Below are 25045 nucleotides of genomic sequence, written 5' to 3'. Positions count from 1 at the left end.
GATTGAAACGGAGAGTAATGGCCTATTTTATGATAATCATCCTTCTTACACTGGGACTTGTACTGGCAAGCTTTGGCATTGGAGTAAAAAAATATTTATATCAGCAGATATCAGATACCTTTGAACACTATGCCCAGGCGGTTGTTCCCGTTTGGGCTGGGCAGTCTGATTCCCGCTCGTTCCGGCTGTCGGATTACAGTGACCAGATCATTAAAAACTATACGTTTCAGGGTGCAGATTTAGAGCTGTTAAATAGGAACGGACAGATGATCCAGTCTTCAACCGGATTTTACAAAGACCGGAGTTACTGGGTAGATCCCCAGGTACCTGGCGGAAAAACTGTTTACAGGGTGGAAAAAAACGGTCAGACGAAAGAACGGATTATGGCTGTATACACGCCTTTTTTATATGAAGAACAGGTGGTGGGAATATTAAGATATACCACCTCCTTAAAGCCGGCAGACAGCACTATTTTAAGAATTTTCTCCTATGCACTGCTCACCTGTACTGCAATTGCAGCCATTACTTTTTTCGTGAGTCTTCATCTTGGAAATTCCATTGTAAAGCCGCTGGAGGATATTATCTCTTTAACAGGAAAAATGGCAGAGGGTAATTACCGGGAGAAAATTAAGAAGCAGTATCCTTATGAGGCTGGAGAGCTGGTAACCATATTAAATCATATGGGAGATGAAATTGGAAAAGCGGATCAGTTGAAAAATGATTTCATCTCTTCCATATCCCATGAGCTTCGCACTCCTCTGACAGGAATTAAGGGCTGGGTGGAAACCATGAGAGAGCCTGAGGGGCTACAGGAAGAGGAGATGGAGTTTGGTCTTAAGATTATTGAACATGAAACTGAGCGGTTGATCACCATGGTAGAAACCCTGCTTGACTTTTCCAGATACCAGTCAGACCGGGTGACTGTTTCATTTCAACCGGTTAATATAGAAAAACTGGTTTTGGAAGCAGTGTTTCAATTGCAGAAAAAAGCAGAAAAGAAGAATATACAGCTTGTGACCAGCACAGCTTTTTTAGAAGTTTACGGAGATGGCGATAAACTGAAACAGGTACTGCTGAATGTGATAGATAATAGTATTAAATTCTCAAACGAGCACAGTACCATTTTCGTGGATCAGGAAAAGGAATCGGATTGGGTTAAAATTACAATCTGTGATTCTGGAACAGGTATCAAGCCCGAAGATCTTTCCTATGTGACCAGATCCTTTTATAAAGGAGAGGATCAATCAGCTGGAGAAGGGATTGGTTTATCCATCTCACACAAAATAATGGAATTGCATGGAGGAAAGCTTGAAATAGAAAGTGAATATGGAACAGGGACGACGGTTACCATTCTCATTCCCGAAAATCATTCCGTCGACTACTCATAAAATAAGATACCGCAGACCTTTTTTTATTGGGCTGCGGTATCTTTTCAATTAATATTTATCTGTTAAATTGGGAGCTTCCATAACATCTGTCTCTTCTGTGGCATCCGGTATTTCTATTATTTCATTAACCGGTTCGCTGATTTTCTCTTTTTCAGAAACAGTATCACTCATCAGCTGAATCCAGCTGATCTCATCCTTCATTGCCTGTGCCTGTGCTGCTAACTCCTCGCTGGAAGCAGAGCTTTCTTCTGCAGTAGCTGCATTGGTCTGGACTACGGATGATACCTGGGTTAAGCCTGTGTTGATCTGTTGGATGGCATCTACCTGCTCTGCAGACGCACTGCGGATTTTTTCCATGGATTCCCCGAGGAAATCTGCTTTGTCAGCCAGACCTTTTAGTATTTCCACTGTTTCCCTGGATAAATTTTCTCCATTCTCAACAAGCGAAGAAGAGTGTGCCAGCAGGGAAGAGGTTTCTCCGGCTGCTGCCGTTACCTTTTCAGCCAGATTGCGGACTTCATCTGCAACTACAGCAAAGCCTTTTCCGGCTTCCCCGGCCCTTGCTGCTTCGATGGCTGCATTCAGTGCCAGAATGTTGGTCTGAAATGCAATGTCTTCAATCACTTTGGTGATATTTGTGATTTTTTTTGAAGCATCCCCGATCTCACTCATGGCCTGATTTAAATTCTGTATGTAAGAATTACCTTTTGTAAGCTCTATTCCTGTCTGTTTTACATACTCATTTACGGTTGAGACAGTAACAACATTTTCCTCGGAATGATGGGCTACACTGGAAATGGAAGCATTTAGTTCCTCAACAGTAGCTGCCTGCTGTGTCGTACCGGAAGCTAAAAGCTGGGCTCCGGAGGAGATCTGATCTGCTCCGCTTGAGATCTGATTAATGGAGCTTCTGAAATTACCGAAAATGGTATTTAAATTGGTGATAATTCCATTTATCGATGTTTTAAGCAGAATAAAATCTGCTTTGTATTCCGATTCAATGGTTAACGTACAGTTTCCTTTTTCTACACCGTCTAAAACAGTAGTGGCATCATTGATGATGGATCGGAGTGAAAAAACGGTATATTTTAAGGATTTGGAAAGAGTGCCGATCTCATCCTCGCTTACATACTCCGGAACTTCAGAGTGAAGATCTCCCTGAGAGAGGAGTTCCAGTCTGTCCACCATTTTAATGATGGGGTTAACGATAGGAGAGGCAATCCTTACTGCACTGATCAAAGCGATTATTAGAAATACAGCTACGAAAAGTACCATAACAATAATTGAGAGATAGAAACCTTCCATAAGCTCAGAGGTTTTCGCTGAAACGCCCAATGACCAGCCATCTGTATTAGGGATGGGGGCATAGCCAACAGTAAGGTGATTTCCTTTATATTGAATGGACTCAATACTGGATTTACCCGCTGTCATGTTCTGCACCATTTTCCCAGCCTGTGAAACGGATGAATCTGTTTTGGCAGCTTCGATGTAATTTAACTGCTGGTTCACATTCTCCTGATCCTTATGAGCCACGACGGTTCCTGTTTTATCTACGATAAATCCGTAGCCTGATTTACCAAGGGAAATGTCATTGATCATTTTACTGAAAGAATCACAGGAAAGTCTTGCAAATACGATGCCTTTGCTTCCATCGCCATTCACAGGCGCTGAGAGAATCATAATCATCGTATTGGTTGTCTTGCTTAAAAGGGGAGAGGAGATATAGGTTTCTCCGTTTGTGGATTTTTGAAAATATTCCCTGTCTTTGACATCGGTTCCGTCGGAGGTAATCCCCTGGGTGTTACAGACGACTATGGAATCGAATCCGTATTCCTTCGCCAGCTGGGTCAGGTTCTTCTGAAGCTGTTCCGATGAACCGGATGAGTTCCCAATTCTGTTATCTTTTGAGATTGATTCGATTTTAGTCTTATAGATAAGAATGGCATTCTCTACGGAGTGGCTGTATGCGTTGGTGTTTTCCTGGATTCTGAGCTGCATGTTATTTCTTGCATCCCGATAGATAATAATGGAATTGACGGTGCCGAAAAGTAATGTGATGACTGTTGACAATGCTGCGATACTGATTTGAAGCTTGCGTTTGATTGATTTTTTACTCATGATTTTACCCATCTGCTTTTTGGTGTCTTGGCTGGGCATTTGTTTTTCCTGCGACATTTTTTTCTCCTGGTTTGGTTTTATTCTTTTTGCTATTCTGCTAAAATTTCCTGTTATGTAATCAGAGCAATTATAAATCAACGGTATCGGGCTGTCAATTGTACAGGAGAAGAAAATAAAGATTAAACATTATGTAGGATTTTCCATGGGTTCATACCCGATTATTGTGAATAATGATCTGATTTCAGACAGAAAAACAGGAACTGGGACTGAATTTCAGTATCCTCAATTCCTGTTTTATTTGGATATGATTATTTTTTTAGTTCCTGCATCTTCATGGCACGAACCTTTAACGGAAGACCGAAAAGAGTGATGAAGCCTTCCGCGTCATGATGATCATAGAGATCACCAGTCGTGAAGGATGCAAGAGATTCGCTGTATAAGGAGTAAGGGGAAGAGGTTCCTGCTTTGATGATGTTGCCCTTATAAAGTTTGAACTTCACTTCTCCGGTTACATATTCCTGTGTGGAAGTAACAAATGCCTGAACTGCTTCACGAAGCGGTGTGAACCATTTACCTTCATATACAATCTGTGCAAATTTATTACCCATGTCTTTTTTTACTTCCATGGTAGCACGGTCTAATACCAGCTCTTCCAGCTGCTGATGTGCTTCTAAGAGAATAGTACCGCCTGGTGTTTCATAAACGCCTCTGGATTTCATGCCTACTACCCGGTTCTCCACGATATCCACAATGCCGATACCGTGCTTACCGCCAAGCTCATTTAACGTTGTGATAATATCGGAAACCTTCATGGCTTCTCCGTTTACGCTGACAGGAATGCCTTTTTCAAAGGTCATGGTTACGTATTCTCCTTCATCAGGAGCCTTTTCAGGAGAAACGCCAAGCACCAGAAGATGATCGTAATTTGGCTCATTTGCCGGATCTTCCAGCTCTAAGCCCTCATGGCTGATGTGCCATAAATTGCGGTCACGGCTGTAGCTGTTGTTTGCTGAGAACGGAAGGTCGATTCCGTGCTGTTTGCAGTATTCAATCTCATCTTCACGGGACTGCATGGTCCATACATCAGTCATACGCCAAGGCGCGATAATTTTTAAATCAGGAGCAAGGGCTTTGATACCAAGTTCGAAACGGATCTGGTCGTTGCCCTTACCGGTTGCTCCGTGGCAGATGGCAGTAGCGCCTTCCTTCCTTGCGATCTCAACCAGTCTTTTTGCAATGGCAGGACGTGCCATGGAAGTACCCAGAAGATACTTATTCTCATAAACGGCATTGGCCTGTACACATGGGATAATGTAGTTGTCGCAGAAGTCATCTACCAGATCTTCTATATATAATTTGGAAGCGCCGGATAATTTGGCTCTCTCCTCAAGACCATCAAGTTCATTGCCCTGTCCGCAGTCGATGCAGCAGCAAACTACATCATAATCAAAATTTTCCTTTAACCATGGAATAATGGCAGTGGTGTCAAGTCCGCCGGAATAGGCTAAAATTACTTTCTCTTTCATATATGATTCCTCCTCTATGGTTTTTGTGTATTTTCTTTTTGAACTTACATAAATATACAACAAAACTGGTGGAAATGCAAGGGTAAAATGAAAAATATAAAAACATCTTGCATAATATACAAAAGCGATGTATAATTATGAAAATCCTGGAGGGAATGATAAAACGCTCATGAATGGAGAGCGCAGGGCCGATACAAAATAGAGAATGCAAAGGAGCGATGACGATGATTAAAGCAGGAATTATAGGATCAACCGGATATGCAGGTGGTGAGCTGGCAAGACTTTTACTCCAGAGAGATGACGTGGAGATTAAGTGGTACGGATCGAAAAGCTATGTGGACCAGAAATACGCTTCCATTTATCAGAATATGTTTGAAATCGTCAGCGATTCCTGCATGGATGATAAGATAGAAGCACTGGCAGAGAAGGTGGACGTGATTTTCACAGCTACACCCCAGGGTTTTCTGGCATCTGCTTTAAATGACCGTATTTTATCACAGACTAAAGTCATTGATTTAAGTGCGGATTTCCGGATTCAGGATGTGAATATCTATGAAGAGTGGTATCAGATCCAGCATCAATCTCCTCAATATATAAAGGAAGCGGTATACGGACTTCCGGAAATCAACCGGGAAAAGATTAAAAATGCAAGGCTGATAGCCAATCCGGGCTGTTACCCCACCTGTTCGGAGCTTTCCATTTATCCTCTGGTAAAAGAAGGCCTGATTGATCCTGATACAATTATTATCGATGCAAAATCAGGAACGTCCGGAGCAGGAAGAGGAGCAAAGCTTGACAATCTTTACTGTGAAGTAAATGAGAACATCAAAGCTTACGGAGTCGGTGTACACAGACACACGCCTGAGATTGAAGAGCAGCTTTCCTACGGAGCAGGAAAACCGGTAACCATCAGTTTCACACCTCACCTGGTTCCCATGAACAGAGGTATTCTCATAACTGCCTATGCATCATTAACCAGCAAGGTTTCCTATGAAGAAGTAAAGTCCGTTTATGATAAATATTATGAAAAAGAATTTTTTGTCCGGGTTCTGGAAAAAGATGTGACACCTCAGACAAAATGGGTGGAAGGAAGCAATTTTGTTGATGTGAATTTCAAGATCGATCCAAGAACCAACCGCATTGTGATGATGGGAGCCATGGATAATCTGGTTAAGGGAGCCGCCGGGCAGGCAGTCCAGAACATGAATCTTTTATTCGGACTGGAGGAAAATAAAGGACTGAAGCTGATCCCCATGTTTCCGTAGATGTTTAAAAGAAAGAGTAATGATAAAGGAAGACATAATGATAATACGATCAATGATAATAGAAGATTATGACCAGGTGTTTGCACTTTGGTCCGGGATTAAGGGATTTGGTATCCGGGCTGTTGATGATTCAAAGGAAGGAATCGGACGGTTTCTCCTGAGAAATCCGGATTTAAGCGTGATTGCAGAAGACAAAGGGATCGTGATCGGTTCTATCTTAAGCGGTCATGACGGACGCAGAGGTACGTTATACCATGTGTGTGTGGCAGAGGAATACAGAAAGCATGGAGTTGGTCAGGCGATGGTTTTAGAAGCCGTCAGCAGACTGAGAAAAGAGGGAATTAATAAAGTCAATCTGATTGCTTTTCGTAACAACCTTTTGGGAAATAATTTCTGGCGGAAAGAAAAATTCACATTCCGAGATGATTTAAATTACTATGATTTGACCATCAGTGAGAAAAACCGCACTGATTTTGTAAGCTGACAGCATACCATAACCGATGACAGGGAGGAACTATATTTATGAAGCAGATAAGCGGAGGAGTAACAGCAGCAAAGGGATTTAAAGCTGCATCAACGGCAGCAGGCATTAAATATAAAAATAACAGAAAAGATATGGCGATGATTTACAGTGAGGTCCCCTGCAAAGCAGCTGGCACCTTTACAACGAACATCGTAAAAGCAGCTCCTGTCAAATGGGATAAGGAAATCGTGACCAGTTCTCCCTTTGCGCAGGCTGTTGTAGTGAATGCAGGAATCGCCAATGCATGTACTGGTGAAGAAGGATTCTCCTATTGCAGTCAGACGGCAAAGGCCGCTTCCCAGTGCCTTTCAATCCCGGAAGATTCCGTTCTGGTGGCTTCTACCGGTGTCATTGGAATGCAGCTTCCAATTGACCGTATCACAGCGGGAGTAAAAGCAATGTCTGTGATTCTGGACGGCAGTGAAGAGAGCGGAACCGCTGCAGCACAGGCGATTATGACGACCGATACCGTGAAAAAGGAAGTAGCCGTTCAGTTTGAGGCAGGCGGAGCTACCATCACCATCGGAGGTATGTGCAAGGGCTCCGGAATGATTCATCCGGACATGTGCACCATGTTAAGCTTTGTTACTACAGATGCTGCAATCTCAAAAGAGCTGCTGACAGAAGCATTAAAGGAAGATATCAAGGATACGTACAATATGATATCCGTTGACGGAGATACTTCCACCAACGATACCGTTCTTCTTCTGGCGAATGGTATGGCTGGAAATAAAGAAATTACGGAAAAAAATGAAGATTATCAGTTATTCATAAAAGCACTGAATTTCATCAATGAGACTCTGGCAAAGAAGATGGCTGGGGATGGGGAAGGCTGTACTGCATTATTTGAGGTGAAAATAATCGGCGCAGAGACAAAGGCGCAGGCTGTGACATTGTCAAAATCAGTGATCACTTCCAGTCTGACAAAAGCAGCCATATTCGGTCACGATGCCAACTGGGGACGCATTCTTTGCGCCATGGGATACTCAGGAGCCACCTTTGACCCGGAAAAAGTGGATCTGTATTTTGAAAGCGCAGCAGGAAAACTTCAGATCATTGAAAACGGCGTGGCACTTCCCTACAGTGAGGAAGAGGCGACTAAGATACTATCGGAGCCGGAAGTGACTGCGATTGCTGACATCAAGATGGGAAAAGCTTCTGCAACAGCCTGGGGATGTGATCTGACTTTTGACTATGTGAAAATCAACGCAGATTACCGCTCTTAACGATTGAAAGGCAGAACATGAGAAGGCAGATCAGAAGAAGGAGAGGAAACAGGAAATGATACTGGATCAGAGCATTATGCAAAAGGCTGAAGTGTTAATTGAGGCACTTCCTTATATACAGAGGTTTAACCGTAAAACGATTGTGGTAAAATACGGCGGAAGTGCCATGGTAGACGAAGAGCTGAAAAAACAGGTAATTCAGGATGTGGTACTTTTAAAGCTGGTAGGGTTCAAGCCCATTATCGTCCACGGCGGCGGAAAAGAGATCAGCAGATGGGTGGAGAAAACCGGTATGGAGCCACATTTTGTCAATGGTTTACGGGTAACGGATGAAGCCACTATGGAGATTGCGGAGATGGTATTAAACCGGGTGAACAAAAGTCTGGTCCAGCTTGTCAATGAGCTTGGAATCAAGGCTGTGGGAATCAGCGGAAAAGACGGCATGATGTTAAAATGCCAGAAGCGCTATTCAGACGGAGAAGACATCGGTTTTGTAGGTGACATCACGGAGGTAGATACCCAGATCATCAACGATCTTCTGGAAAAGGACTTTCTTCCCATTATCTGTCCCGTAGGTTTTGATGAGGACTTTAAGACCTATAACATCAACGCAGACGATGCAGCCTGTGCCATTGCAACAGCCATGGAGGCAGAGAAACTGGCTTTTTTGACTGATGTGGAGGGCGTTTACCGGGACTTTCAGGATAAGGATTCTCTGATTTCTGAAATGTCCATCGAAGAGGCCCAGAAGTTCGTAAGCGGAGGAACTCTTGGAGGCGGAATGCTCCCCAAACTTCAAAACTGCATCGATGCCATGAACCACGGGGTGTCCAGAGTACATATCATGGACGGAAGAATTCCCCACTGTCTGCTGCTTGAGATTTTCACCAACAAAGGAATCGGAACTGCAATCGTAAGCCCGGGAGAGGAGCGTTTTTACCATGCTGAATAAACAGGAATATATCGATAAGGCGGAATCAGAGATTTATAAGACCTATAACCGTTTTCCAGTTGTCTTTGACCATGGGGACGGAGTACGGCTTTATGATACAGACGGAAATGAGTACCTGGATTTCTATGCCGGAATTGCAGTAAATGGTCTGGGTTATAATGATGCGGAATTTAATGAGGCGGTAAAGGCTCAGGTAGATAAACTGCTTCACATTTCCAATCTCTATTATAATGTACCGTCTATAGAGGCGGCAGAACTGATTTTAAGGGCATCCCAGATGGATAAAGTGTTTTTCACCAACAGCGGAACGGAAGCCATTGAAGGAGCTTTAAAAATTGCCAGAAGATATGCTTATAATAAGGACGGCGGTCATGACCATGAAATCATTGCCATGAATCATTCTTTTCACGGAAGAAGCCTTGGGGCACTTTCTGTAACTGGAAATGATCATTATCAGGAGCCATTTAAACCCTTAATTCCCGGAATCAAGTTTGCTGATTTTAATAATCTGGAGAGTATAAAGGCTCTGGTGAATGAGAAAACCTGTGCTATTATCATGGAAACCGTTCAGGGAGAAGGCGGAATTTACCCTGCAACTCAGGAATTTTTGTCCGGTGTAAGAGAGCTTTGCGATAAAAATGACATTCTGTTAATCCTTGATGAAATTCAATGCGGAATGGGGCGCACAGGCTCTATGTTTGCATGGCAGCAGTACGGCGTGAAACCCGATGTGATGACGGTTGCAAAGGCGTTGGGCAACGGAGTTCCAATCGGCGCATTCCTGGCAGCAGGAAAAGCGGCTACGGCTATGGTGCCTGGCGATCACGGAACTACTTACGGCGGAAATCCGTTTGTGACAGCTGCAGCACGCAAAGTTCTGGAACTGTTTGAGAAGCGGGAAATTGTGAATCATGTAAAGGAAATTGGGGATTACCTGACCAAAAAGCTGGAAGAACTGAAAGATAAGTATGAGATTATTACAGCAAGAAGAGGGCTGGGCCTCATTCAGGGGTTGGAATTTACGGTTCCGGTCTCATCTATTATCAGTCAGGCGTTGATCGAGCAGAAATTGGTTATAATCAGTGCAGGTACCAATATAATACGGTTCGTCCCCCCTCTGGTGATTGAAAAAGAGCATGTAGACGAGATGGTGGAAAAACTGTCGGCAGTGTTGGATCAGCAAAAATAAAAATGCGGAGTGTCCGGTTGTAAAAATCGGATGCTCTTTTGGCTTTATATGAAAGTACTCCTTCCGTAAATTGCTTAATGAAACATGACACCGAAAAGTGGGCATTTTCAAGATGGTAAATTTTAATATTTGAGGCGGTCAACCCCGTCTCTTTTTGTTATAAAAATCAGCCAGATTGGAAAGAGGCTAAAGAACAGGGAACCCTGTTGATTCCTGTTCGATTTTTACGATAAAGAAATCATTTTTGGAACAGCAGTTTTCTATCTTTTCCGTTATAATGAAGCTACCACGTGGAAAAAAAGAAAGGAGGCAGACGAAAATGGAAGCCGATGACAGAATATCCATGGTTGCAGTTTTCATTGATGACCACATAAAAGAGGAGCTGACCATCCCCCAGCTATCTGCCTGGGCGGGTTATTCCCCCGGCTATTTTACCAGATGTTTCAAAAGAATATTTGGAGTTTCGCCCATGGAATATGTAAAGCAGAGGAAGCTTCTGACGGCTGCGAAGGAGATTGCAAAAGGGAGGCGGATTCTTGATGCAGCTCTGGACTATGGCTGGGAAACCCACAGCGGATTTACTAAATCTTTCACCTCTGTGTTTGGATACTCGCCTGTTTTACTGCGGGCCTTCTATGTTCGTGATGCCTCTGTGAAAGGAGACAGACAATTAATGGAAGCATATATAAAAACAACACAGGTATACAAACAGCCGGAGGAATTATGGCAGATTCTGTGCCTCACATTAAAAGAAAATAAAATAGAGTATGACGAAGAGAAATTAAAAAGGATTTACCAACTGGCAAAGACATTACATGAAGGAGAGAAGAGAAGATCCGGGGAGGAATATATCACCCATCCGCTAAATGTGGCAATCATCCTGGCAGACATGGGAACCGATGAAAACACTGTCTGTGCAGGACTGCTCCATGATGTGTGGCGGGGAGATTATAAGGAGAAAATCCTTCAGGAGGCTGGTCCTGCAATAGGTGAGATTCTTTTATCCTACGAAGAATTTGAGCGAACTCATGAAAGTGCGGATGACAGGGGAGCTTTGGTAGCACTTTCGGACCGTCTTCATAACATGAGAACAATCGAATTTGTGGATCCGGCAACATGGAAAAGAAGGGCAGAAGATACGTTACGGTTATTTTCTCCGATTGCTTCAAAATGTGCTGATTTCAGACTTCGCTCTGAGCTTGATGAACTTTCTATAAAATTTCTTTAAGGTTGACAGAACGGATCCGTGCTGATAGAATCTTTAAATTAAAAAGAGTGTATATTAATTCAATGAAAATGCATAGGACAGATGCTTTTTGACGAGAGGAGAAATAAGATGAAAATTGGTGCGATTACAGTGGGACAGAGTCCAAGAACAGATGTTACAGCCGATATTATGGGTATTTTTGAGGGGAGAGCAGAACTTTGCGAGAAAGGAGGGTTAGACGGGCTGACAAAAGAAGAAATTCAAAGATTTAAACCGGAGGAAGGCGATTACGTGCTGGTATCCCGATTAAACGACGGCTCCTCTGTAACGTTTGCAGAACGTTTTATTCTTCCCCGGCTTCAGACTGCAATCCACGAACTGGAGGCGGAGGGAGCAGAACTGATCATGATGTTTTGCACGGGTAAGTTTCCGGATACACTGAAATCCTCCGTTCCCCTGATTTATCCCTGTGATATTCTGGACAGAATGGTCCCTCTGTTTTCACCCAATTCATCCATTATAGTAGTAACCCCATCCCCTAAGCAGTTACAACAGAGTCTGGACAAATGGTCACAGATTGTAGCGGATGTAAATGTTTTCTCTGCTTCCCCTTATGGAGAATGGGAGGAAATTACAAAAGCGGCTGAGCAGATCAAGGGAGTAAATGCAGATGTGATCGTACTGGACTGCATTGGATACAGCCAGGATATGAAAAAGGTGTTTGCGAAAGAAACGAAAAAGCCGGTAATTCTTCCCAGGACGCTGCTTGCGCGTACGATCTCAGAATTAACAGACCGGTAAATGCGCCAATCCTCTGATTCCTGTGCACATTGCTTAATTTGTGCATAAATGAATGTGCACACAGCTATTTACAAAGAAGAACCCGCCTGATAGTATATTCATAATAATTTATAAATATAAGTCAGGAGGATTCTGATTATGAGTGATATCTTATTTAGAGCAAGAGAACTTGAGTCACATGGGATTGCTATAAGACGGCAGATTCATAAGAATCCTGAGCTTGGCTTTGAACTTCCAAAGACGATAGAACTTGTGGAAAAAGAACTGATTACACTGGGGTATGAGCCGGTTCGCTGCGGAAGGGCCGGGATCACGGTAACGGCAGGAAAGCCAGGCAGGACTTTTTTACTTCGGGCAGATATGGACGCTCTTCCAATGAAAGAGGAAACCGGTCTGGCGTTTGCATCAGAGAACGATTGCATGCATGCCTGCGGACATGACATCCATACCAGCGCCCTCCTTGTGGCGGCACGGATCTTAAAAGAAAGAGAAGAAGAATTACAGGGAACCGTGAAACTGATGTTTCAGCCCTGTGAAGAAGGCGTAGCAGGTGCACTTGACATGGTGAGGGCAGGGGTGCTTGAAAATCCCCATGCAGACGCAGCCATGGCGCTTCATGTAGTACATGCAGAAGCTGGAACGGTAGGATATTCCTGGACTACGGCATGTGCTTCCAGTGATGTATTTACCATAACTGTAAAGGGAAAGGGCGGTCACGGAGCAGCCCCTCACAACTGCGTGGATCCCATCAATACAGCAGTGCATATACATATGACCCTGCAGGGAGTGAACAGCAGAGAGGTTCACCCTGATGAGATGCTGGTGCTTAGTATCTGCGAGATCCATGGAGGAACCGCTTCCAATATATTTCCTGATACAGTGGTGATGAAGGGAACGATTCGGACTATGAATCCGGAAGTAAGAAGCTTTGCCAAAGAGCGGCTGGTTCAGATCGCAAAGCAGACGGCAGCTGCATTTCGGGCAGAAGCTGCGGTTGAGTTTCTTCACGAAGGTGTTCCTCCAATGAGAAATGATACCATTCTTTTACAGGAAACGACTAAATATATTAATCGTATTTTGGGAGAAGACGCCTGTTACGAACTTCCCCGCATGACGGGCTCAGAGGATTTCTCCGTTGTGTCCCAGCTGGTTCCCTCGGTACTCTATTGGGTAGGGACCGGGTCAGAGGAAGAAGGATATCCCTATGGTGTTCATGACCCAAGAGTTACATTTAATGAGGATAGTTTACATAAAATGGCAGCTATCTATGCGGGAACCGCCATGGATTGGCTGAGAGAGCATTCTTAAGTACAAGATTTATTTTATACTGGCATAATAAACGATAGTTAAAGGCGACTATGTCCTCTTTGGCTGTCGTTTTATTAAAATATAAAGAAAAGAGGAAGAATTATGAAAAAGAGAATCTTAGCAGCAATCGCCGCCCTGGCAGCTACTGCTGTCCTAAGTGCATGCGGCTCTGAGAAACCAGCCTCGACAGTAGCAGCCACGGAGAAGGCCAGCACAGCACAAGAGACGGCAAAAGAAGAAAAAACACCTGGGGAACCGGTATCCGGAGGCGTTTTAACCATCTCCCTTTCCTCCTCCCCTAAGAACCTGGATCCCGTTAAATATACGGGAACTTACGAATCTCAGATCATTGGAACTGTCTGCGATACGCTTGTAGAGTACAATACAGAACTGACAGAAATCCAGCCTGGTCTGGCAAAATCGTGGAAGGTCAGTGATGATGGACGGGCTTATACCTTTACACTTCGGGATGATGTTTATTTCCAGCCTGGTAAATTTCAGGAAGGAAGAAAGATGACAGCAGAAGATGTGAAGTATTCTCTGGAACGTTCCCGTAAGCTTTCCGCCATGAACCGCCTGGACATGCTTGATCACTGTGAGGCAGTCAGTGATACAGAACTGGTATGTTATTTAGCAGAGCCTAATGCGGTATTCTTAACAGCACTGACGGATGCAGGAAATGTAATTGTTCCGAAAGAAGAAGTGGAAGGCTGGGGAGATGATTTCGGTACCCACCTTGTGGGAACCGGCCCATTTGCTCTGGAGTCCTTTGAACTGGACCAGCAGGCAGTATTAAAACGCAACGACAAGTACTGGGCAGCAAAACCTTATCTGGATGGAGTTACATTTAAGCCGGTCAGCGACGGAAATCAGGCAGTTAACGCTCTGAGAACCGGAGAAATCAATCTGGCCACCAGCTTAAGCGGAGAAGCAGTCAAGATTGCGAGAGAAGATCAGTCCGTGAAATTGCTTGAGACACCCGGACTTCATGTTGCATACATCTACTTCAACCAGAAGAACGGTCCCACTGCTGATATCAAAGTAAGAGAAGCAATTATCAAAGCAGTCAATGTGGACGAGCTGACTGCCGGAGTATATCAGTACAATGAGGCAAAACCAGCCAGCCTTCCCCTGCCTCCAGGTTCCTGGGGATATGACTCCAGTCTTGAGGCTGAAAAACCGGCCTATGATCCGGAAGGAGCAAAGAAGCTTTTGGCAGAAGCAGGTTATCCTGATGGCTTTGATTTAAATATCTACATCTCCAACACAGAAGCAAGAATTAAAATGGCAACTTTGTTCCAGGCATATTTAAAGCAGAATTTAAATATTAACGTGAATATCAACACCAGTGAATGGGGAGCTTTTAGTGAAATTGCATCATCTGGCAAAGCTGATGTCTTCGCAATGTCCTGGACCTGGTATCCAGATCCTTACTTCTTCTTAAATAAACTGTTCCACTCCAGTTCCATCGGTTCCCTTGGAAATGGCCAGGGATTTGAAAATAAAGAGGTAGATCAGTATTTAGATGAGGCTCTTCTTACAACAGATCAGGCAAAACGTGCAGAACTCTATAAAAAAGCCCTTGCTGTTATTGTAAAACAGTATCCGGGAATCTTTTATGCCAATGAAAATGTAAACTGGGGCGTAAGCTCCAATGTTCAGGGTCTCACACAGAGAGCAGATGGAAAAGTTAAAATCTGTACACCTGATATCAATGTATGGTTATCAAAATAAGAAGCTGGAATGAGGGATATTGCGCAGGCAATATCCCCTGTTTCAAAAACACGAGAGGAGATCTATGTTTAAAACAATATTAATCAGATGCCTTCAGATCCTTCCATCTCTCTTTGTGGTTGTCACGCTGACATTTATCCTTACCAGAATGATTCCCGGTGACCCGGCAAGAGCGGTTTTAGGACCTCAGGCATCCGTTCAGGATGTACAGAAAATGCGTGAGACCATGGGGCTTGATCAGCCTCTTGTCAGCCAGTATAAAGATTATATGATCCAGATTGCAAAGGGAGACTTCGGTGTCTCCTATTCTTACAATCAGCCGGTTCTGGGTCTGATTGCAAAAAGAATACCCAATACCCTGCTTCTGGCATTGCCGTCAATATTGATCGCACTGATTGCAGGCCTGTTAATTGGTGTGACTTCAGCAGTCCGACAGGGGACTTTAGTTGATTATCTGTTCATGATACTGGCGCTGGTGGGAGTTTCCATGCCTATTTTCTGGCTTGGTCTGATGCTGGTGCTGGTTTTCAGCGTTCATTTAGGCTGGCTGCCTGTACTGGGAATGGGAAGCATGTCATCTGGAATCGGAGATGTGATCCGCCATATGGTGCTGCCCTGCTTCTGTCTGGCAACCATCCCCACTGCAACATTTTCCAGAATCACACGTTCCAGCATTCTGGAATCCATTCATGGGGATTCCATTCGTGCTCTCAGGGCCAGGGGAATCAGGGAATCAGTTGTGATTTGGAAATATGCATTAAAAAGCGCACTTCCGCCCGTCATTACGGTTTTGGGATTGCAGCTGGCAGGCTGTTTTGCAGGCGCAATTCTTACAGAAACCATTTTCGCCTGGCCAGGCATGGGAACCCTGATTGTAGGGGCAATTGATAACAGAGACTATGCTCTCATACAGGGAGCGGTTCTGGTGATTGCATTGGCATTTGTAATTATTAACATGCTTGTGGATGTGGTGTATATGATAATCAATCCCAATGTCAGCTACGAAGGAGGTTTCTAAATGGCAAAGGTGCTTTTACTGGACCAGCAGTCTCAGGAAGAGATTCTGAGAAAAGAGAGGAAAGCAAATAATGCATGGAATAAGCTGAAACGAAATAAGACAGCCGTGCTGGGACTTGCAGCTGTTTGCTTTATGATTGCCATTGCAGTATTTGCTCCACTTATAACTGACGGAAAACCAAATGAAATTCATCCAATTGATGCTTACCTGACCTTTTTTCAAAAAGGTCATCTGTTTGGAACTGATGAATTTGGAAGAGATTTATTTACCAGAATCTGCTATGGAGCCAGAGTTTCCCTTTTGGTTGCTGCAGGAGCTACCATAGTGGGTGGCATTGCCGGTGTTCTTTTGGGGCTGATTGCCGGATATATGGGAGGAATTGTGGATGCGGTTGTGATGCGGATTATGGATGGAGTTCTGGCATTTCCCTTCATACTGCTTTCCATTGTGCTTATGACTGTACTTGGTTCCGGAATGACCAATGTCATTCTGGCCATTGGAATTGCCGAGATTCCAAGATTTGCACGAGTCGTAAGAGGCCAGGTGCTGGTGGTGAAGAGGGAAGAGTACTGCAATGCAGGAAGAGTAATCGGAATCTCTCATTTTCGCATGCTGTTCCATCATATCCTTCCCAATACCATTTCGGAAGTAATCGTCTATGCGACGTTAAATATAGCTAGTGCCATTATTTCGGAATCAGCCTTAAGCTTTCTGGGACTTGGAATCGATCTGCCTACGGCTTCCTGGGGAAGCATTCTAAGGGCAGGAAGAAATTCACTGAATACAGCGCCTCACATAGCGGCCGTATCCGGCGTGTTTATCCTCATAACGGTAATTGGCTTTAATCTTCTTGGTGACGGGATCCGGGATGTGCTGGATCCGAAAATGAAAAAGTAGGGAAACGTATGGACATTAACAGAATAAAAGAAGTGGCAACACAGGTGATTGAGGAAAAATCGGATCAGCTTTGGGAACTGGCTCTCTATCTTTGGAACAACCCGGAATATAATTTCAACGAATATGCCTCCAGCAAAGCGGTGAGTGGATTGCTTGAGACCTTTGGTTTTCAAGTAGAACGGGGAATCTGCGGACTTGATACGGCATTTTGCGGGCGTTATGACAGCGGGAAGCCAGGACCTCATATTGGATTCCTTGCTGAGTATGATGCGGTTCCTGGTATGGGGCATTCCTGCGGGCATAATCTGATGGCGGCCATGGCTGTGGGAGCAGGTGCAGGTGTAAAATCTGTCATTGACCAGCTGGGCGGAACCATAACGGTTTACGGAACTCCGGCAGAAGAGGGCGGAGGCGGAAAAGTGATTATGCTTGAGCGGGGGGCCTTTCAGGAGCTGGACGCAGCCATGATTATCCACTCTGCAAATGAGACTGTAGTCAATGATATCTCCTATTCTGTAACCGATATCATTGTCACATATCATGGAAAAAAGGCTCATGGAGCAACCTGGCCGGAGGAAGGCGTCAGCGCACTGGAGCCCTTGCTTTTACTGTTTCAGTATATAAACGGACAGAGACTGTCATGGAATGGCAGAGGTACCATTCTGGGAGTGATCACCGACGGCGGCAGGGAGCCAATTACCATACCCGAAGTCACTCAGGCGAAGTTTACAGTCAGGTCCTTTGATCAGAAATTCAAAGAAAAAATACAAAAAGAATTTATGGAAGCCGGTGAATCCATTGCACGGATGACAAGGACAACCGTTCAGTTTGAGCAGGCAGGATACACATACGAGGATATCCGCAATAATCCCGGATTGGAAGCATTGCTTTTAAAGAACTTTACGGAACTTGGAGAAGTGGTAATGCCAAGAAGGAAAGAACTGGGAATCGGGTGCACCGATGTAGGAAATATCACGCATGTAATTCCTGCACTCCAGTCATACGTAAAGGTGGTGCCTGAACTGAGGGGGCATACCAGGGAGTTTGAAGAGGCATGCAAAAGCGAAGACGGGAAGAGGGCTGTATTAACAGGGGCGAAAGCACTTGCCCTTACCGCACTGGATCTTCTGTCATCTCCTGAGGAGATGGAGAAGGTGAAGAAAAGCTTTGAAGAAAGGAGGGAATGCTGTGAGTGAAGCATTATTAACCGTAAAGGATTTAAAAACCTATTTTTATACGTCAGGCGGTGTAAGCAAGGCGGTAGACGGAGTGAGTTTTCAGATTAACCGCGGAGAGATCATGGGAATTGTGGGCGAATCAGGATCTGGCAAAAGTGTCACTTCTTCCTCAATTATCCGTCTTTTACCGGCAGGTACTGGAAAGATTGTAAGCGGCAGCATTGATTTTGATGGGACAGATGTCCTGGCTCTTAATAAGAAAGAGCTACTGTCTTTTCGGGGAAAGGATGTTTCCATGATTTTTCAGAATCCCTTGACTTCCTTATCTCCTGTTTTTAAAGTCGGACACCAGATGACAGAGCTGATCCGGACCCAGCAGAAGGTAGACCGGCAGTCCGCCTATCGGTTGGCAGAAGAGGCATTAATGAAGGTTGGCATAACAGATGCCAGGCGACGTATGGATTCCTATCCCTATGAACTGTCAGGCGGTATGTGCCAGCGGGTGATCATTGCCATGTCCATTTTAAGCAGCCCCAAAATGATTATTGCCGATGAACCAACCACTGCCCTTGATGTGACCATTCAGGCTCAGGTGTTAGACTTATTGAAAGAGATGCGAGAGACCTATCAGACAGCCATTCTTTTAATTACCCACAATCTGGGGGTTGTCTGGAAAATGTGTGACAGTGTCATGGTGATGTATGCCGGCAAGACAGTGGAATACACCACATGCAGCAATCTATATCACAACCCGCTGCATCCGTATACGTGGGGGCTTTTAGATTCCATGCCAAGGCTTGGCAGTGAATCAGAAGAAGAATTGTCCACCATTCAGGGAACGCCTCCTGATTTAAGGCTGACTGGAACCTGCTGTAATTTTTCAAACCGGTGTCCCTATGCCAGTGAAATCTGCAAAAGCGTGGTACCGGAATTAAAAGAACTGGAACCGGGACATTTTGTCGCCTGTCACAGGCAGGGTGAAGAAGGCGGTCTTATGCGGGGAGGTGTGGATCAGATATGAGTGAAAATTCAATCATTTTGCAGATAAAAAATCTGTCTAAGGATTTTGAAGTAAAGGGCAAAGGCCTGGGAGGAAAAAAATCGGTTCTCCATGCGTTAAATGACATCAGCCTGGATATCAGACAAGGAGAGGTCCTTGGGATTATCGGTGAATCGGGGTGTGGAAAGTCAACTCTTGGGAGATGCATTGTGGGACTTCATAAACCCACTGGGGGAGATGTTCTGTTTGAAGGAAAGAGCATCTTAAAATTATCTTCCAGAGAACGGTTTGAACTATGCAAAAACATTCAGATGGTTTTTCAGGATCCATACTCATCTCTGGACCCAAGACATACAGCTGCCGATTCCGTATCTGAGCCAATGATCGTCCATAAAACGGTAAAGGGCCGGCAGGAGCTGGAAAAGAGAGTGTTAGAGCTATTTCAGCAGGTAGGTCTGGACATTCAGCATATGAACCGCTATCCCCACGAGTTTTCAGGCGGACAGAGACAGCGCTTAAATGTGGCAAGGGCTATTTCCATTCAGCCTAAGGTGGTTGTCTGTGATGAGCCGGTATCGGCTCTTGATGTTTCCATTCAGGCACAGGTAATCAATTTACTAAAAGGTCTGCAAAAAAAATATCATCTTACCTACGTGTTTATTTCCCATGATTTAAGCGTGGTGAAATACGTCAGTGACCGGATTGCAATCATGTATCTGGGACAGATTGTAGAACTGTGCAATGGAGGAGATATTTATAAAAATCCGCTTCACCCCTATACGAAGGCCCTTTTATCCGCCATTCCGCCGGAAAGTCCGGATGAGAATAAGGAGCGGATTACACTGGAGGGGGAGATATCAAGCCCCATTGGAGACAGGGAAGGCTGTCCTCTCGCCGGAAGGTGTCCTGAGTGTATGGAACGCTGTAAAAAAGAAGTTCCGTCGCTTTTATCGTATGGAGAAGAGGGACATCAGGTGGCCTGCTTTTTATATGAAAGCAAAATAGCACAGGGAGGAAATTGAGATGACAAAAAAAGAGCTGGTACAGTATGTGGAGGATCACCGTGATGAACTGATTACGCTGACATCTCAACTGATTCAGATAAAAAGTGAAAATCCAATCGGCACACAGAGAGATGTGGTTGATTTTGTGGAAATATTTTTAAAAAATGCCGGTATTGAATATAAGGAGACGGGCTGTAACCCGGATTATCCCTGCGTAGTAGCAGGCTACGGAAAAGACATGGGTTTTTCCCTGATCATAAATGGCCATGTAGATGTAGTGCCTGCGGGGGATTTAAATCAGTGGGAGTTTGATCCTTTTTCCGGCGAAATAACAGACACCCAGATCCTGGGAAGAGGGACCTCAGATATGAAGGCAGGGGTAGCCGGTGTTTTATTTGCGCTTTCTCTATTTGCCCAAAAGCAGGTTCCCTTAAACGGCAATATCCGTCTTCATATCGTCTCTGATGAAGAAAGCGGAGGACAGTTTGGATCCCAGTGGCTTTGTGCCAACGGATATGGGGAACATGCCGATGCATGCCTGGTAGCCGAGCCGACTTCCATGAATACCATAGAGATCGGGCAGAAGGGCGGCCTGCTTTTAAAGATAAAGTCGTTTGGTAAATCCGCACATGGAAGCCTTGGTGATTTTAAAGGAGAAAATGCGATTTTAAAGCTTTCTAAGGTTCTTTCCCATGTTTCCCTTCTCTCTAAAATAGAAGGACATTTTTCAGAACGTCAGGAAAAGCCGCTGATGGATTCCAAGCTTCTTGCTGAACGGGAAAATCACATTCCAGGGCTTGGCAGAGTGATTGACCATGTCAGCACCAATGTAGGTCTGATTCAGGGCGGAACCAGGCACAATATGGTTCCCGACTATTGCGAAGCGACAGTTGATGTCAGGCTCCCCATCGGAGTGAACAAAGAAGAAATTGATGAAACATTAAAACAGCTTCTTGAAATCAGTGGAGTCGAAGGGGTGGAGTTTGAGCTTCAGTACAAGAGTGATGCCAATTTCACAGACCATGAGGCCCCCATTGTGCTGGCGTTTAAAGAAAATGCGGAACGGCTTCTTGGAAAAGATGTGATTCCTGCGTACCAGTGGGCTTCCAGTGATGCCAGGGATTACCGTAAGCTTGGCATCCCCACCATTCAGTTTGGTCCCTCTAATACAGTGGGGATCCACTCTTATAATGAAACGGTACAGATCGAGGATGTGGTCGCAGCAGCTAAAATCTATGTAGCAGCTATTTGTGATTTAATGGAGATTAAGTAAAGAACATGGAGGATTTATCATGCTGATGAAACAATTGATCGAGGTATATGATCTGCTTGACAGCAGCTATGCCAGCGGAAAACAGGTGGAACAATATTTAAAAGGCATCCGCAGCGACGCTGATGTTGAAGTTTATACCCTGGAGGGGCCAAAAGGAAAAACCGACATGGTAAAAGTGAGGATTCCGGGAACAAAAGGGAAAAGCAAAGGCATGAATGCCCCGACCATTGGATTGCTTGGAAGACTTGGCGGCCTGGGAGCCAGACCTGAGAGGATTGGTTTTGTATCAGACGGAGACGGAGCTTTGGTTGCGATCTCTCTTGCATCAAAAATCCTGGACATGCAAAACAAAGGTGATTACCTGGACGGTGATGTATTTATCTCCACTCACGTCTGCCCGGATGCGCCCACCAGAGAACACCATCCGGTGCCCTTTATGGATTCTCCGGTCAATATGGCACAGGTAAACCGGGAAGAGGTGACAGAAGAGCTGGATGCCATACTATCCGTGGATACTACAAAAGGAAACCGGATTATCAACACCAGAGGCTTCGCCATTTCACCAACGGTAAAGGACGGGTATATACTGAAAGTTTCAGAGAGCATTCTGGATCTGATGCAGATGACCACAGGAAAGCAGCCATTTGTATATGCTCTTTCCCAACAGGACATTACTCCCTATGGTAACGGACTTTATCATTTAAACAGCATTCTTCAGCCTGCGACTGCCACCAAAGCACCTGTAATCGGAGTTGCTATTACGACGGAAGCTCCTGTGGCAGGCTGTGCAACCGGAGCCACACATATAACAGACTGTGAAGAATCTGCCAGATTTATGCTGGAGGTAGCCAAAGCCTATGGCCGTGGAGAGTGCAGCTTCTACGATGAAACAGAATATGAACGGATTCAATATCTCTACGGCAATATGGAGCACTTCCAGACTCTGGGAACAGGAAATGAATGCGACGATGATGCTTAATGTTACATAGTTTGAATGAGCTCCCAGGCACAAATCCCAAGGTAGAGGCGGAAAATATCTTCAACTGCCGACAGCTCGCAGCAAAGCAGCTTTTTAACCAGGGATAGCCGTGAGGTCAGGGTATTTCTGTGAATAAATAATTTCTGGGCTGTATCAGTTAAATTCATGGAGCTCTCCAGAAATGTTTTAAGAGTTAAAAGGAGTTCACTTTTGTTTTCCTGGTCATAGGAAACAAGCTCCTTTACCGTATCCGTATAAATCTTACTTATTTCATAAGTACTAAGCTGCGTCAGAATATGATAGGCGTATTGTGCAGAGTACGAGTTAACTAAAGATGCTTCCGCTAATGGGGTCTGCAGATGTAATGTCTGCAGGCTTTCCTCATATGCTTTTGCAATGGATGAGCTGGATAAATGACACCGGCTGATTCCAAGTCTGAAAAAGGTGTGATAGTCGCTCAGTGCTTCCATTAGCTGAGAGACTGCCTGATTAACAAGAGACAGTGCTTTTACATTAGAAACCTGTTTTGAATACAGAAAAAATATAACAATGCGGTTATCATGATTACATAAGAAGTATTTATAATCAAGACGGATCAATTCATGATTGATCCCATTGTAAAGACTTTTAAACATTCTGTTTTCCTTATCCAGACATTCAAATGTAACGCAAATTCTTTTTAGCTGATAAGGAAAAGAATAGGAATCGCAGATCAGCTGAATCTCTTCTACCGATTTTTTCTTCTTATCTGTCAGCATATAGAAAAAAGAATCAAAATAATTTTTCTGTGAAAATGTTCTGTTTTGAACCTGCATGGAGGAAAGCTCCAAAGCAATTACGGAAAAAATCTGCTTTAAAATCACTGCGGTTGTTTCATCAATATTCGTTTTTGTATGATCAATACACAGATAATGTCTGCTATCAGGAAGCAGAAAGGTCTGAAAGTGAAGGAGTGTATTGTTAAAATAAAACGATCGGTTACCAGAGGGATTTTTCTCGGTATCCTGCTGTGATTCATTATGGAGAGGCTGGGCATGAAGTTTATTAATTTTGTTAAATTCCTCCTGCTGTCTGAGGGGAACATAATAGTATAGCGGAAAATCGGAAATAGTAGTGATCATAACAATGGAATTGGTATAACGGGATATCTCTTCCAGCATTTTCATAATTCCTTCTTTATTGAAATAGAGCTGGTGAAATTTTTCTGTTTCCCGGAGAATAAACTGCTGCAGGGAAATCTTCTGATCAATTAAGTTCTGATTGATTACGCTGATGATATTAGAGTAGACGTGGTAATATGGTACGGAGACTAGTGGAACCCCGTATTTTTCAGCCTCTTTGATCAGGGAATCCGGTATCTGATCAAAGAAGCGTTTAACTTTTATACAAAAAGCAGTGCATTCAATAGCATGAAGATCGGCAATTACCTGCTTTTGCAGCTCCACATCATTGTAGAATATATATCCGGTTGTCAGAATAATCTCATGCTTCTTAATCCATCTTACACCGTCGGGATTATCAAGAACACTGATTCCGGTAATCGGTTTTTGAAGGTCTTCCTCCTTGCCGATAAATTCAAGGTTATCAATTGGCGTTTCATTTAGAAACCATCCAAGTGTTAAGGGCGGATACGTCATTCCATGCTCCTTTCTGAAAGGATCAAATGGTTACTGTCTGTTTTTTGTTAACGACAATGATAACATTGATTCTCTTTTATTACAAGGTTATGTTGTAAAAAAATGTCGAAAAAGAGCCTTGTGTTTTTTCCTTAAGGCCGATATAATGGTAAAAAATAAAGCCGAAAAGAGAGGAACATATCAATGATAAAGGATCTTACAGTTTCCACGTTTCTGGAAGAACTGTCCTCCAAAAAGCCCACACCAGGAGGCGGAGGTGCGGCAGCACTTGGAGGCGCTCAGGGCGTGGCGCTGGGTGAGATGGTAATAAATCTGACGCTGGGAAAAAAGAAGTATGCAGATGTAGAAGAGGAGATGCAGCTTCTTCTGGTCAGACTGGAGGAAATAAGAGCCGAATTTTTAAGACTGGCGGATGAAGATGCCAGGGTATTTGCACCTCTTGCGGCAGCCTATGGCCTCCCTTCAGGATCGGAAGAGGAAAAAAGACATAAGGACGAAGTTTTAGAAACTCATCTATTTGCAGCCAGTCTGGTTCCCAAAGCTGTGATGGAGCAGGCTGTGGAGGCAATTAAAATTATGGATATTCTGGCACACAAGGGCAGCCGGCTGGCTGTCAGTGATGTGGGCGTGGGTGTTTCCTTTTTACGGACAGCACTTTTAGGTGCAAAGATGAATGTTTCCATTAATACTAAATTTATGAAACAGAGAGAAACCGCGAAACAGCTGGATCAGGAAGCCAGTGTGCTTGCTGAAACAGGCAGGAAGATATCTGATGAGATCTATGCAAATGTGGAAGCTGGGTTAAAGTAAAGAAAAAGGAGT

At 44.2% G+C, this 25045-nt stretch carries 21 protein-coding genes; 18 read left to right on the top strand and 3 right to left on the bottom strand.

The window, feature by feature from the left end; all coding sequences use genetic code 11:
• The first annotated feature begins 2 nt into the window (after nt 1-2).
• Nucleotides 3-1388, top strand: a complete 1386-nt coding sequence (locus ABS301_RS04585) for a sensor histidine kinase (RefSeq protein ID WP_349671089.1) — start codon at nt 3-5, stop codon at nt 1386-1388.
• Nucleotides 1389-1436: 48 nt separating this feature from the next.
• Here ABS301_RS04585 and ABS301_RS04580 read toward each other — a convergent pair whose 3' ends face one another.
• A complete protein-coding gene (locus ABS301_RS04580) occupies nt 1437-3563 on the bottom strand; it encodes a methyl-accepting chemotaxis protein (protein ID WP_349671088.1) in 2127 nt (708 codons plus the stop codon).
• A 251-nt stretch (nt 3564-3814) separates the two neighbouring features.
• On the bottom strand, nt 3815-5032 hold the full coding sequence (locus ABS301_RS04575; protein WP_349671087.1) for an argininosuccinate synthase: 1218 nt from the start codon (nt 5030-5032) through the stop codon (nt 3815-3817).
• 224 nt (nt 5033-5256) lie between these two features.
• Here ABS301_RS04575 and argC point away from each other — a divergent pair, with 224 nt between their 5' ends.
• From argC to ABS301_RS04495, 16 genes are all read left to right on the top strand, one after another.
• Entirely contained in the window at nt 5257-6297 is a 1041-nt protein-coding gene (gene argC, locus ABS301_RS04570) for an N-acetyl-gamma-glutamyl-phosphate reductase (RefSeq protein ID WP_349671086.1), read from the top strand.
• Between the two features lie 37 nt (nt 6298-6334).
• Nucleotides 6335-6781, top strand: a complete 447-nt coding sequence (locus ABS301_RS04565) for a GNAT family N-acetyltransferase (RefSeq protein ID WP_349671085.1) — start codon at nt 6335-6337, stop codon at nt 6779-6781.
• A 38-nt stretch (nt 6782-6819) separates the two neighbouring features.
• Nucleotides 6820-8046, top strand: coding sequence for a bifunctional glutamate N-acetyltransferase/amino-acid acetyltransferase ArgJ (gene argJ / locus ABS301_RS04560; protein WP_349671084.1), 1227 nt, complete (start codon nt 6820-6822; stop codon nt 8044-8046).
• Between the two features lie 55 nt (nt 8047-8101).
• A complete protein-coding gene (gene argB, locus ABS301_RS04555) occupies nt 8102-8998 on the top strand; it encodes an acetylglutamate kinase (RefSeq protein ID WP_502877938.1) in 897 nt (298 codons plus the stop codon).
• Entirely contained in the window at nt 8991-10187 is a 1197-nt protein-coding gene (locus ABS301_RS04550; protein WP_502877947.1) for an aspartate aminotransferase family protein, read from the top strand. The genes argB and ABS301_RS04550 overlap by 8 nt, the downstream gene beginning before the upstream one ends.
• A gap of 319 nt (nt 10188-10506) precedes the next feature.
• Nucleotides 10507-11415: an HD domain-containing protein gene (locus ABS301_RS04545; protein WP_349671082.1), complete on the top strand. Its 909-nt coding sequence runs from the start codon at nt 10507-10509 to the stop codon at nt 11413-11415.
• A gap of 108 nt (nt 11416-11523) precedes the next feature.
• Complete coding sequence (locus ABS301_RS04540) at nt 11524-12195, top strand: AroM family protein (protein WP_349671081.1); 672 nt, start codon at nt 11524-11526, stop codon at nt 12193-12195.
• A gap of 138 nt (nt 12196-12333) precedes the next feature.
• Nucleotides 12334-13503, top strand: a complete 1170-nt coding sequence (locus ABS301_RS04535; RefSeq protein ID WP_349671080.1) for a M20 metallopeptidase family protein — start codon at nt 12334-12336, stop codon at nt 13501-13503.
• A 102-nt stretch (nt 13504-13605) separates the two neighbouring features.
• The gene (locus ABS301_RS04530) at nt 13606-15237 is read left to right on the top strand and encodes an ABC transporter substrate-binding protein (RefSeq protein ID WP_349671079.1); all 1632 of its coding nucleotides are present in this window, start codon (nt 13606-13608) and stop codon (nt 15235-15237) included.
• Between the two features lie 64 nt (nt 15238-15301).
• Complete coding sequence (locus ABS301_RS04525; RefSeq protein WP_349671078.1) at nt 15302-16255, top strand: ABC transporter permease; 954 nt, start codon at nt 15302-15304, stop codon at nt 16253-16255.
• Nucleotides 16256-17152 carry an ABC transporter permease gene (locus ABS301_RS04520; protein ID WP_349671077.1) on the top strand — a complete coding sequence of 299 codons (897 nt, stop codon included), beginning with the start codon at nt 16256-16258 and terminating at the stop codon, nt 17150-17152.
• 8 nt (nt 17153-17160) lie between these two features.
• Entirely contained in the window at nt 17161-18348 is a 1188-nt protein-coding gene (locus ABS301_RS04515; RefSeq protein ID WP_349671076.1) for a M20 family metallopeptidase, read from the top strand.
• The gene (locus ABS301_RS04510; protein ID WP_349671075.1) at nt 18341-19351 is read left to right on the top strand and encodes an ABC transporter ATP-binding protein; all 1011 of its coding nucleotides are present in this window, start codon (nt 18341-18343) and stop codon (nt 19349-19351) included. The genes ABS301_RS04515 and ABS301_RS04510 overlap by 8 nt, the downstream gene beginning before the upstream one ends.
• Nucleotides 19348-20352, top strand: a complete 1005-nt coding sequence (locus ABS301_RS04505; RefSeq protein WP_349671074.1) for an ABC transporter ATP-binding protein — start codon at nt 19348-19350, stop codon at nt 20350-20352. The genes ABS301_RS04510 and ABS301_RS04505 overlap by 4 nt, the downstream gene beginning before the upstream one ends.
• Before the next feature lies 1 nt (nt 20353).
• The gene (locus ABS301_RS04500) at nt 20354-21607 is read left to right on the top strand and encodes a M20 family metallopeptidase (RefSeq protein ID WP_349671073.1); all 1254 of its coding nucleotides are present in this window, start codon (nt 20354-20356) and stop codon (nt 21605-21607) included.
• A 19-nt stretch (nt 21608-21626) separates the two neighbouring features.
• Complete coding sequence (locus ABS301_RS04495) at nt 21627-22586, top strand: DUF1177 domain-containing protein (protein WP_349671072.1); 960 nt, start codon at nt 21627-21629, stop codon at nt 22584-22586.
• 2 nt (nt 22587-22588) lie between these two features.
• On the opposite strand, the gene ABS301_RS04490 is transcribed toward ABS301_RS04495, so the two are convergent.
• A complete protein-coding gene (locus ABS301_RS04490; RefSeq protein WP_349671071.1) occupies nt 22589-24223 on the bottom strand; it encodes a PucR family transcriptional regulator in 1635 nt (544 codons plus the stop codon).
• A gap of 183 nt (nt 24224-24406) precedes the next feature.
• Here ABS301_RS04490 and ABS301_RS04485 point away from each other — a divergent pair, with 183 nt between their 5' ends.
• Nucleotides 24407-25033, top strand: a complete 627-nt coding sequence (locus ABS301_RS04485) for a cyclodeaminase/cyclohydrolase family protein (protein WP_349671070.1) — start codon at nt 24407-24409, stop codon at nt 25031-25033.
• Nucleotides 25034-25045: the final 12 nt, after the last annotated feature.

It is taken from the genome of Lacrimispora sp. (assembly GCF_031982545.1).
Lineage (GTDB): Bacteria > Bacillota > Clostridia > Lachnospirales > Lachnospiraceae > Lacrimispora.
This window is presented reverse-complemented; position numbering and strand designations above follow the sequence as displayed.

Excerpts from the sequence above, each read along its gene's own strand:
- ABS301_RS04580 (WP_349671088.1), bottom strand. The coding sequence starts at position 3,563 with ATGTCGCAGGAAAAACAAATGCCCAGCCAAGACACCAAAAAGCAGATG.
- ABS301_RS04575 (WP_349671087.1), bottom strand. The coding sequence starts at position 5,032 with ATGAAAGAGAAAGTAATTTTAGCCTATTCCGGCGGACTTGACACCACT.
- argC (WP_349671086.1), top strand. The coding sequence starts at position 5,257 with ATGATTAAAGCAGGAATTATAGGATCAACCGGATATGCAGGTGGTGAG.
- ABS301_RS04565 (WP_349671085.1), top strand. The coding sequence starts at position 6,335 with ATGATAATACGATCAATGATAATAGAAGATTATGACCAGGTGTTTGCA.
- argJ (WP_349671084.1), top strand. The coding sequence starts at position 6,820 with ATGAAGCAGATAAGCGGAGGAGTAACAGCAGCAAAGGGATTTAAAGCT.
- argB (WP_502877938.1), top strand. The coding sequence starts at position 8,102 with ATGATACTGGATCAGAGCATTATGCAAAAGGCTGAAGTGTTAATTGAG.
- ABS301_RS04545 (WP_349671082.1), top strand. The coding sequence starts at position 10,507 with ATGGAAGCCGATGACAGAATATCCATGGTTGCAGTTTTCATTGATGAC.
- ABS301_RS04540 (WP_349671081.1), top strand. The coding sequence starts at position 11,524 with ATGAAAATTGGTGCGATTACAGTGGGACAGAGTCCAAGAACAGATGTT.
- ABS301_RS04535 (WP_349671080.1), top strand. The coding sequence starts at position 12,334 with ATGAGTGATATCTTATTTAGAGCAAGAGAACTTGAGTCACATGGGATT.
- ABS301_RS04530 (WP_349671079.1), top strand. The coding sequence starts at position 13,606 with ATGAAAAAGAGAATCTTAGCAGCAATCGCCGCCCTGGCAGCTACTGCT.
- ABS301_RS04525 (WP_349671078.1), top strand. The coding sequence starts at position 15,302 with ATGTTTAAAACAATATTAATCAGATGCCTTCAGATCCTTCCATCTCTC.
- ABS301_RS04520 (WP_349671077.1), top strand. The coding sequence starts at position 16,256 with ATGGCAAAGGTGCTTTTACTGGACCAGCAGTCTCAGGAAGAGATTCTG.
- ABS301_RS04515 (WP_349671076.1), top strand. The coding sequence starts at position 17,161 with ATGGACATTAACAGAATAAAAGAAGTGGCAACACAGGTGATTGAGGAA.
- ABS301_RS04505 (WP_349671074.1), top strand. The coding sequence starts at position 19,348 with ATGAGTGAAAATTCAATCATTTTGCAGATAAAAAATCTGTCTAAGGAT.
- ABS301_RS04500 (WP_349671073.1), top strand. The coding sequence starts at position 20,354 with ATGACAAAAAAAGAGCTGGTACAGTATGTGGAGGATCACCGTGATGAA.
- ABS301_RS04495 (WP_349671072.1), top strand. The coding sequence starts at position 21,627 with ATGCTGATGAAACAATTGATCGAGGTATATGATCTGCTTGACAGCAGC.
- ABS301_RS04490 (WP_349671071.1), bottom strand. The coding sequence starts at position 24,223 with ATGACGTATCCGCCCTTAACACTTGGATGGTTTCTAAATGAAACGCCA.
- ABS301_RS04485 (WP_349671070.1), top strand. The coding sequence starts at position 24,407 with ATGATAAAGGATCTTACAGTTTCCACGTTTCTGGAAGAACTGTCCTCC.